The sequence below is a fragment of the Sphingomonas yabuuchiae genome, assembly GCF_001477495.1.
GTDB lineage: Bacteria > Pseudomonadota > Alphaproteobacteria > Sphingomonadales > Sphingomonadaceae > Sphingomonas > Sphingomonas yabuuchiae_A.
The window spans coordinates 1-9,219 of the sequence record NZ_LDTF01000072.1 but is presented as its reverse complement, the minus strand read 5'-3'; the positions used below and the strand labels follow the sequence as shown (position 1 = coordinate 9,219).

The window sequence follows — 9,219 nt, the reverse complement described above, 5'->3', positions numbered from 1 at the left end:
CGGGAGGGGAGAGGCCGGAGGTTTGCCTTGGGAGTTACACCAAGCCGTCAACCCGAGACCAAAGCTGTAGATAGTGCACGCTGTATGCCCAGAGCACGCCCCTCCCGCCTGCGGGAGGGGCGTGCTCTGGGCATACAGCGTGCACTATCTACAGCTTTGGTCTCGGGTTGACGGCTTGGTGTAACTCCCAAGGCAAACCTCCGGCCTCTCCCCTCCCGCAAGCGGGAGGGGCTGGGGGAGGGCAACGGGGTCTCACCGAGCCCACCCATCAATCACTGCGCATCCAGATCCTGGTTGCGCACCACGCCGCCGGTCCCGCCGACGCCGTCATGCTCACCGGTATCGGTAAACGTCACCGGCTCTTCCCCGCCCTCGCCACGCGCGACCGCGTCCGAACGCGCCTCGACGGCCTGTTCGATATCGCTGCGCGGGTCCTCGCGCGGCGGGCTGTCCGGGTTGTTTTCGGGCGCCTCGCTGGACGGGCTGTCGGGATGGTTTTCGGGATTGGTCGCCATGATCGGCTCCTCTCAAATCTGGGGCGGCTGGGCGGTGCCGGGATCGCCGGGGCCGACCCCGGGCGCGGGCTGGTCGATGTCCGGGCCGGGCGGCACGATTTCGGGCGGCGGCGTGTCGGGCTGGGCCGGTTGGGTCGGCTGCGGGCTTTCGGGCGGGGGCTGGGTTGCCATTCTCGCTCTCCGTAAAATAGGCCGTTTTTCCGGCTGGGGAGGGCATAAACGCATCGGACACGCCGATGTTGCCTGTTGTCCCTTGCCGAAGCCGCCCAGGGTGATATAGACGCGCGCCCATCGGCGGTGTCCTCGTGCGGGCGTGGCGGAACTGGTAGACGCGCTGGATTTAGGTTCCAGTATCGTAAGATGTGGGGGTTCGAGTCCCTTCGCCCGCACCAGTCCCCGGTCAAGAACGGGGCGACAGCCACACGGAATTTCTCCAGATTGAAGGCCTTTAGATGCAGACTGTCGAGACGCTGAACGAGGGGCTGAAGCGCGCCTACACGCTCACCATCACTGCCAAGGATATCGAGGGCAAGGTCGATGCCGAGCTGAAGCGCATCGCTCCGCAGATGAAGATGCCCGGCTTCCGCCCTGGCAAGGTGCCCGCGAACCTGGTTCGCAAGATGCACGGCCCGGCGCTGCTGCAGGACGCGCTGAACACCGCGCTGCAGGAAGGCGTGCAGTCGCTGATCGCCGAGAAGAATCTGCGTCCCGCGATGCAGCCCCAGGTCGAACTGGTCGGCGAGTATGAGCAGGGCCAGGACGCCACGCTGAACGTCACGCTCGAAGTCCTGCCGACCGTCCCGGCTCCGGCGATCGACGCGCTGAAGCTCGAGCGCCTGACCGTGCCGGTCGCCGACGAGGCGGTGGACGAGCAGCTCCAGAAGTTCGCCGACCAGCAGAAGCGCTGGGACGATGCGGGCGACAAGGCCGCCGAGCAGGGCGACCAGGTCACCGTCGACTTCATCGGCAAGACCGCCGATGGCGTCGCCTTCGAGGGCGGCTCGGGCGAGGACATGGCCGTCGAGATCGGCGGCGGTCGCCTGATCCCCGGCTTCGAGGACCAGCTGGTTGGCGTGAAGGCCGGTGAAGAGAAGCAGATTTCGGTCACCTTCCCCGAGGACTATCCCGCCAAGGACCTGGCCGGTCAGCCCGCGACCTTCGACCTGACGATCAAGTCGGTGAAGACCGCCGGCGAAGCCAAGGTCGACGACGAGATGGCCAAGAATCTGGGTCTGGAAAGCCTGGAGCAGCTGCGCGGCCTGCTGAAGGGGCAGATCGAGCAGGAGCATAACGGCCTGACCCGCACATACATGAAGCGCAAGCTGCTCGACCAGCTGGCCGATGGTCATGACTTCGAAGTGCCGCCGTCGATGGTTGAGGCCGAGTTCTCGCAAATCTGGGCGCAGCTCGAGCATGAAGCGACCCATGAGGAAGACCCCGAGGCCGCCAAGGCCGAGATGGAGAAGGAGCGCGACGATTATAAGAAGATCGCCGAGCGCCGCGTCCGTCTGGGCCTGCTCCTCTCGGAGATCGGTCAGGCCAACGGCGTCGAGGTGACCGCGCAGGAAATGAACCGCCTGATCGCGCAGGCCGCGCAGCAGTATGGCCCGGAAGATCGCCAGCGCTTCATCCAGTATGTTCAGCAGGAGCCGATGGCCGCCGCCCAGCTGCGCGCCCCGCTCTATGAGGACAAGGTCGTCGACTTCCTGTTCGGCAAGGCCGAGATCACCGACCGCGAAACCACCCGTGAGGAGCTGGAAGCCGCGATCGAGAGCGAGGACGGCTTCGCGACCGGCACGCACGTCCACAATCATGATCACGACCATGATCATGACCACGGCAAGAAGAAGCCTGCCAAGGCGAAGGCCAAGAAGGCCGATGCCGACGTGACCGAGGAAGCGGCCGCCGACGACGCCGAGGGCGAGAAGAAGCCGGCCCGCGCCAAGAAGGCCGCTCCGGCCGAGGGCGAGGCCGACGCTGCCGAGGAAGCCCCCGCGAAGAAGCCGCGCGCCAAGAAGGCCGCCGCTCCGGCGGAAGGCGAAGCGGAAGCCGCCGAGGCGCCCGCGAAGAAGCCGCGCGCCAAGAAGGCTGCGCCGACCGAGTAAGGACGGCCCGAGCGGGCTTCAGCCCACTGGCTTAGAAAAAGGGCGGCCACGAAAGTGGTCGCCCTTTTTGCTTTCAGGGCCGCAGTACTTTTAGGCCCAATCGACGTTCAGCCATGTCCTCTTCCCTCGCCCTCTTCGAGGGGAGAGGGTTGCGCAGACTTGGCCTTTGCGAAAGCAAGGGCTTAGTTGGAGCTGGGTGAGGGGTGTGGCGCTCCCCTGTGCGAGCGCGCGAGGCCTCAGCCCGCTCAACCCCTCACCCAAGCTGCGCTAGCCAGCCAAGCTGGCAAGCTTCGCTAACCCTCTCCCCTGTCCAGGGGAGAGGGAAGAAGGGGGGCTAAATGTCGATTGGTTCTGGAACCGGGCGTTCCCGGGGGGCGGTGGCGAAACAGGCGGCGAGCAGCGGCAGCAGCCACAGCACCCGGCTCTGATAGCGGTCGTCGGGGCCCGACAAGTCGCCGGTGATCGCCGCATTGAGCAGGAGCGTCGCGACGACCAGCCCCGTCAGGCCCAGCAGGCGCCACCGCCGCCCGCCTATCGCCCAGACCAGCATCAGCGGCAGCAACAGGACGACCGCCACCGCCACCGCGACGTCGGGCGCGAATTTTAGCGGATCGAGCGCCCCGCGCTGTTGTCGCGACACCGCAAACGCCCGGTAGGCATCCGGCAGTCGGGCTTTCAGGATGTGCGCAATCTGCATGTCGGCGGCATAGGGCGGCAGCACGCCCTTGCGGACGGTCGTCAATTGCTCGGTAAAGCCCCGCCACGCCAAGGCCGCGACGCCGCCGGGATCGTCGTGCAGGACCGTCCGGATGATGATCCGTTGTTCGGCGATCACGCCTGGCCGGTCGCGGTGGAGCATCGCGCCGAGTGGTGAACGCTGATCCCACAGATAGGCCTGGCCCGGCTGGGCGACCGAAGGATCGTCAACCAAGGGCCGCGCCGCACAATGGGCGAGCGCGCGTTCGCGACAGAGCCGCGCCAGCGTCGGTTGCGCGACATGTCCGTCGAACAGCCGTGCGAGCAGGAAGGTGTCGGACGATAGGGCAGGCCGGAACTCGTAACCCGCCACCCGGTTGAAGCTGCTCAGGCCCAGCAGCGTCACCATGATGGCCAGCATGGCGGGGAGGGATCGCCGGACGGTCTCTCGCCACCCCGTACCGCTCAGGAGCATCGCGACCATCGCCAGCCCCGACAGCCCGACCGCCAGCAGCACATGGCTGAGATGCACCGCGATCAGCAGGGCCAGCAGCGCGGCCAGTCCGGCGCGCTGCCATAGCGGCGTATCGGACGGCCGGGCGAGCAACGCGAACAGGATCAGCGGCACGAAGCCGGTGGCGACGTCGGGCATGATCTGCCCGACGAACCAGGGCAGGCTGCTCCCCAGGGCAAGAAGCGCACAGGTCGCGACCAGACCCCGCGCATGGAGGCGGCCGCCACCGATGGCGAGCGTCATGGCGATGATCAGGACGCTGCCCATCGCCTGAACCGCGACGATCCCCCAGACCCCCATGATCCACAACGGCAATCCGATGGCGAGGCCGTAAACGGGCGGCCGATCGGTCGGATAGAAGAGTTCGAGCGGTATCCGCAAATAGGTGCCCGAGTCGGCGAAGACCAAGGGGAAGCCGTTGGCGACCGCGACCCAAGACAGGATCGCCGCCCCCAACAGGATCGCCGCCGCCATCCGCCATGATATTCCGGGAGGCCGTCGATCCGGTTTTGACTCGTCCATGGCGCAGCTTAGGGATATGGCCGATCCGGGGGCAAGCCTGACCAAGCGCCGTCTCGCTTTAGGTCGCGATCCGCCATAAGGGGCATCGCTTCGGCCGACCATAGGGCCGCACGAGGGAAGAATGATGGACTATCAGGGGCGCGCGCCGAGCATTGCGGTGCTGTTGCCATGCTATAACGAGGAAGCGGCGATCGCCCAGACGATTGCGGGCTTCCGCGAGGCGCTGCCGACCGCGACCATCTATGTCTATGACAATAACAGCAAGGATCGCACGGTCGAGGTCGCGCGCGCGGCGGGCGCCGTGGTCCGGTCGGAGCGGATTCAGGGCAAGGGCGCGGTCGTGCGACGCATGTTCGCCGATATCGACGCCGACATCTATGTCATGGCGGACGGCGACGCGACCTATGACGCGGCTTCGGCACCCGACCTGGTCGCGCGGATGGTCGAGGAACAGCTCGACATGGTGGTCGGCCAGCGGGTGAGCGAGGCGGAGCTCGCCTATCGTCGCGGGCACCGCTTCGGCAATGCGATGCTGACGGGTATGCTCGCCAAGCTGTTCGGGCGCAGCTTCACCGACATCCTGTCGGGGTATCGCGTCTTCTCGCGTCGCTTCGTCAAGAGCTTCCCGGTCCTGTCGGTCGGCTTCGAGATCGAAACCGAGATCAGCGTTCACGCGTTGGAGCTGAAAATGCCCTGTGCCGAGATCGCCACGCCCTATTATGCGCGGCCCGAAGGCTCGGCGTCGAAGCTGTCCACCTATTCGGACGGCTGGCGCATCCTGCGCACCATCCTGAAGCTGTATCGGATCGAGCGGCCGATGTGGTTCTTCGGTGCGGTGGCGGCGCTGTTCGCGGCGCTTTCCATCCTGCTGGCCGTGCCGATCGTGCTGACCTATCTTCAGACGCATCAGGTCCCGCGCTTCCCGACCGCGATCCTGTCCACGGGGCTGATGCTGCTCGCCGCGCTGAACGTCTTCACCGGGCTGATCCTCGATACCGTGGTGCGCGGGCGGCAAGAGGTGCGACGGCTGGCCTATCTCGCGCTGCCTGCGCCGGGAAACCCGCGCTAATCGGATTTTCATCCCTGAACGGGATAAACGCTGCACGGCAGCATCCCCGGATGTCGCCGGGGCTTGAATATGCGCGGCCACCACGCGACATAGGGGCTCTTCTGGGCATAAGAGAGATTTCCATGCACAATCCGTTCGAGACCGGCGATTTCGCGAGCCCGCTGGCCCATGCTGGCGTCGGGCTGCGGCAGACGCAGGCCGGGCTGGTTCCGATCGTCATCGAACAGTCGAACCGCGGCGAACGGTCGTTCGATATCTTCAGCCGCCTGCTCCGCGAGCGCATCATCTTCGTCACCGGCGGTGTCGAGGACGGCATGGCCTCGCTGATCTGCGCGCAGCTGCTGTTCCTTGAGTCGGAAAATCCGAAGAAGGACATCTATATGTACATCAACTCGCCGGGCGGTGTCGTCACGGCGGGCATGGCGATCCATGACACGATGCAGTATATCCGGCCGCGGGTCGGCACGCTGTGCATCGGCCAGGCCGCCTCGATGGGCAGCTTCCTGCTGTCGGCCGGTGAGCCGGGCATGCGCGTCGCGACCACGAACAGCCGCATCATGATCCACCAGCCCTCGGGCGGGGCGCAGGGCATGGCGGCCGATATCGAGATCCAGGCGCGTGAGATCCTGCGCATGCGGCATTTCCTGAACACGCTGTACGCCAAGTACACCGGCAAGCCGCTGGAAGAGATCGAGCGTGCGATGGACCGCGACAAGTTCATGAGCGCCGAGGAGGCCAAGGAATTCGGCCTGATCGACCAGGTGTTCGACAAGCGTCCGACTCCGGCCGACGACGCGTCGACCGCTGCGTAAGGCGGATCGTTCAACGTGAACGTTTTATTTCGATTGTGACTTTATCGGGGTGCGGTACGATGCGCACCCCGGCAACGGTAGCGCACCGCTTCATGGGTGCGAGAGGTGATTGATGGACAAGGTGAGCGGTGGCAACTCGAAAAGCACCCTCTATTGCTCGTTCTGCGGGAAGTCGCAGCACGAGGTGCGCAAGCTGATCGCGGGGCCGACCGTCTTCATTTGCGACGAGTGCGTGGAGCTGTGCAACGACATCATCCGTGAGGAGACCAAGTCCGCGCTGGTTTCCAAGAAGGATGGTGGCGTCCCGACGCCGCAGGAAATCTGCAACGTGCTCGACGATTATGTCATCGGGCAGAAGCAGGCCAAGCGTGTCCTGTCTGTCGCGGTGCACAACCACTATAAGCGCCTGAACCACGGTGCGAAGGGTGCCGACGTCGAACTCGCCAAGTCCAACATCCTGCTCGTCGGCCCGACCGGCTGCGGCAAGACGCTGCTGGCGCAGACGCTGGCGCGCATCCTCGACGTGCCGTTCACCATGGCGGACGCGACGACGTTGACCGAAGCCGGTTATGTCGGCGAAGACGTCGAGAACATCATCCTGAAGCTGCTCCAGGCCTCGGATTACAATGTCGAGCGGGCGCAGCGCGGCATCGTCTATATCGACGAGATCGACAAGATCAGCCGCAAGGCCGAGAACCCCTCGATCACCCGCGACGTGTCGGGCGAGGGCGTTCAGCAGGCGCTGCTCAAGCTGATGGAAGGCACGACCGCCAGCGTTCCGCCCCAGGGCGGCCGCAAGCATCCGCAGCAGGAGTTCCTGCAGGTCGACACGACGAACATCCTGTTCATCTGCGGCGGCGCGTTCGCTGGTCTGGAAAAGATCATCGGTGACCGTCTGCAGGGCAAGTCGATCGGCTTCGGCGCCTATGTGGCGGCACCGGAAGAAAAGCGGACGGGCGAATATCTGCGCCAGACCGAGCCGGAGGATCTCCTCAAGTTCGGCCTGATCCCCGAATTCGTCGGCCGTCTGCCGGTCATTGCGACGCTGGAAGACCTCGACATTGCGGCGCTGGTCAAGATCCTGTCCGAGCCGAAGAACGCGCTGGTCAAGCAGTATCAGAAGCTGTTCGAGATGGAGAATGTCGAACTTGACTTCACCGACGATGCGCTGACCACGGTCGCCAAGAAGGCGATCGAGCGCAAGACCGGTGCACGCGGGCTCCGCTCGATCCTGGAGGGCATATTGCTCGACACCATGTTCGATCTGCCCGGCATGGACGGCGTCGACGAGGTGATGGTCGACAAGGACGTGGTCGAGGGCCGCAAGGAACCGATCCGCGTCTACGCCGAAAAGGCCAAGAAGACGGACGGCGCGGCGGCCTGAGCGGCCCTGTGACGTTGTGGAATTGATGACGGGCGCTTCCCTTCGGGAGGCGCCTGTTTTCCTATGGGGAATGTGATGGTGACGATCCGCGACGCGGGGCCAAGAGACCGGGCGGCGGTGGCGACGATGCTGGGCCGCGCCTTTGCCGACGATCCGGCCATGTCCTATATCTTCCCCGATGCCGCCGACCGTGCGAAGCGCCTGCCGCGCCTGTTCGCGCTGCTGTTCGACGGCGATGCGGTGGGGCTGCGGTTGGTCAGCGAAGCGGCGGATGCCGGGACCTTCTGGCGGCCACCGGGCCAGGCGCATGGGCCGTTGACCTTCTATCTCCGGCGGCTGATCCCGGTGGTGCACGCGCTGGGTTCATCGTTGCCGCGTGCGATGCGGCTGGGCGATGCGATCGAGGCGCATTTCCCGCGTGAGCCCTTCTGGTATCTGCATATCGCTGGTGTCGATCCGGCCCGGCAGGGGCGAGGGCTGGGCGGCGCGTCGATCCGGGCGGGACTGGCCCGGTGCGATGCGGACGGTGTGCCCGCCTATCTGGAGACGGCCACCGAGAGCAATGTCGGGCTTTATGCGCGGTTGGGATTCCAGCTGATCGAGGAGTGGTCCGTCCCCAGAGGTGGCCCGCGCTTCTGGTCGATGGTGCGGCCGGTCGGCGCCTGATCCTCCCCTGCACGGGGAGGGGGACCATCGCGAAGCGATGGTGGAGGGGGCGTGCCCCTGGCGATGACCTTTGGGGAATCCCCCCCGCCGTCAGCGCTGACGCGCTGCCACCTCCCCGTGCCGAGGAGGATATTGGCCTCGGTCTACGCGTTGCCGCTCCGAATAGGAGATGCCGCGATGAAACCCCATATGATCTGCCACATGATCTGCAGCCTGGACGGGCGAATCCTGCAAAGCCGTTGGCGGCCCGAAAGCTATGCGCCGGGCGATCTGTTCGAGGACCTGCACGACCGGATCGGCGGTGACGCGTGGATCGTCGGGCGGGTGACGGGACAGGAATTCGCCAAAAGCGACCATTATCCCGATACGGACGAGACTTTCCCGCGCGAACATTGGTTCGCGACCCGTGAGGCCGACGCGTTCGGCGTGGTGCTGGACGAACAGGGCAAGATCGTCTGGGGGCGGGGCGACATCGGCGGCGATCCGATCGTCGTCGTTCTGACCGAGGCGGTGTCGGACTCGCATCTGGCCGGGCTTCGCCGCGACGGGGTTTCCTATATCTTTGCCGGAGCGGACGCGATCGACCTGCGCGCCGTGCCGGACATCCTCAACCGCGAACTGGGCGTGAAGACGCTGCTCGTCGAGGGCGGCGGCACCGCCAATGGCGAGTTCCTGCGCGCCGGGTTGATCGACGAGATCAGCATGGCGCTCTGTCCCGCGATTGACGGGGCGGTCGGAGCGCCCAGCCTGTTCCATTCGGGTGAGAAGGATGCGGATACGCCCGCGCCGCTGACCGGACTGACTCTGACGCATCATGAGGTGCTGCCGGGCGGAGAGCTGTGGCTCCGGTATCGAGTGGAGAATGTGGCGGGTTGATGTTCTATTGTCTAGCGACCCTCACCCTTCCCACCCGCTTTAGTGGGTGGGAAGGGTGAG

The 9,219-nt window shown here is 65.6% G+C and carries 9 protein-coding genes and 1 tRNA gene; 7 read left to right on the top strand and 3 right to left on the bottom strand.

Going from position 1 to position 9,219, the window contains the following annotated elements; all coding sequences use genetic code 11:
- Positions 1-272: 272 nt before the first annotated feature.
- Positions 273-515: a hypothetical protein gene (locus tag NS355_RS12990; RefSeq protein WP_058746104.1), complete on the bottom strand. Its 243-nt coding sequence runs from the start codon at positions 513-515 to the stop codon at positions 273-275.
- A gap of 12 nt (positions 516-527) precedes the next feature.
- On the bottom strand, positions 528-686 hold the full coding sequence (locus NS355_RS19035; protein ID WP_167334720.1) for a hypothetical protein: 159 nt from the start codon (positions 684-686) through the stop codon (positions 528-530).
- Between the two features lie 136 nt (positions 687-822).
- Between NS355_RS19035 and NS355_RS12985 the strand changes: the two genes are divergently transcribed.
- Both NS355_RS12985 and tig read left to right on the top strand, forming a co-directional pair.
- Positions 823-907: transfer RNA gene (locus NS355_RS12985), tRNA-Leu, on the top strand.
- Between the two features lie 60 nt (positions 908-967).
- Positions 968-2,620: a trigger factor gene (gene tig / locus NS355_RS12980; protein WP_058746103.1), complete on the top strand. Its 1,653-nt coding sequence runs from the start codon at positions 968-970 to the stop codon at positions 2,618-2,620.
- Positions 2,621-2,954: 334 nt separating this feature from the next.
- Here tig and NS355_RS12975 read toward each other — a convergent pair whose 3' ends face one another.
- Positions 2,955-4,304, bottom strand: a complete 1,350-nt coding sequence (locus tag NS355_RS12975; protein WP_058746102.1) for a hypothetical protein — start codon at positions 4,302-4,304, stop codon at positions 2,955-2,957.
- A 169-nt stretch (positions 4,305-4,473) separates the two neighbouring features.
- On the opposite strand from NS355_RS12975, the gene NS355_RS12970 reads away from it, so the two are divergent.
- The 5 genes from NS355_RS12970 (at position 4,474) to NS355_RS12950 (ending at position 9,159) form a co-directional block, all read left to right on the top strand.
- A complete protein-coding gene (locus NS355_RS12970; RefSeq protein WP_430727014.1) occupies positions 4,474-5,421 on the top strand; it encodes a glycosyltransferase family 2 protein in 948 nt (315 codons plus the stop codon).
- Between the two features lie 122 nt (positions 5,422-5,543).
- Positions 5,544-6,233, top strand: coding sequence for an ATP-dependent Clp endopeptidase proteolytic subunit ClpP (clpP, locus tag NS355_RS12965; protein WP_056434117.1), 690 nt, complete (start codon positions 5,544-5,546; stop codon positions 6,231-6,233).
- 112 nt (positions 6,234-6,345) lie between these two features.
- Entirely contained in the window at positions 6,346-7,617 is a 1,272-nt protein-coding gene (gene clpX / locus NS355_RS12960; protein WP_042489865.1) for an ATP-dependent Clp protease ATP-binding subunit ClpX, read from the top strand.
- Positions 7,618-7,692: 75 nt separating this feature from the next.
- Entirely contained in the window at positions 7,693-8,283 is a 591-nt protein-coding gene (locus NS355_RS12955; RefSeq protein WP_058746105.1) for a GNAT family N-acetyltransferase, read from the top strand.
- 177 nt (positions 8,284-8,460) lie between these two features.
- Positions 8,461-9,159: a RibD family protein gene (locus NS355_RS12950; RefSeq protein WP_058746101.1), complete on the top strand. Its 699-nt coding sequence runs from the start codon at positions 8,461-8,463 to the stop codon at positions 9,157-9,159.
- Positions 9,160-9,219 lie beyond the last annotated feature (60 nt).

Coding starts and splice junctions, on each gene's coding strand:
- NS355_RS12990 (WP_058746104.1), bottom strand. CDS start 515: ATGGCGACCAATCCCGAAAACCATCCCGACAGCCCGTCCAGCGAGGCG.
- NS355_RS19035 (WP_167334720.1), bottom strand. CDS start 686: ATGGCAACCCAGCCCCCGCCCGAAAGCCCGCAGCCGACCCAACCGGCC.
- tig (WP_058746103.1), top strand. CDS start 968: ATGCAGACTGTCGAGACGCTGAACGAGGGGCTGAAGCGCGCCTACACG.
- NS355_RS12975 (WP_058746102.1), bottom strand. CDS start 4,304: ATGGCGGCGGCGATCCTGTTGGGGGCGGCGATCCTGTCTTGGGTCGCG.
- NS355_RS12970 (WP_430727014.1), top strand. CDS start 4,474: ATGATGGACTATCAGGGGCGCGCGCCGAGCATTGCGGTGCTGTTGCCA.
- clpP (WP_056434117.1), top strand. CDS start 5,544: ATGCACAATCCGTTCGAGACCGGCGATTTCGCGAGCCCGCTGGCCCAT.
- clpX (WP_042489865.1), top strand. CDS start 6,346: ATGGACAAGGTGAGCGGTGGCAACTCGAAAAGCACCCTCTATTGCTCG.
- NS355_RS12955 (WP_058746105.1), top strand. CDS start 7,693: ATGGTGACGATCCGCGACGCGGGGCCAAGAGACCGGGCGGCGGTGGCG.
- NS355_RS12950 (WP_058746101.1), top strand. CDS start 8,461: ATGAAACCCCATATGATCTGCCACATGATCTGCAGCCTGGACGGGCGA.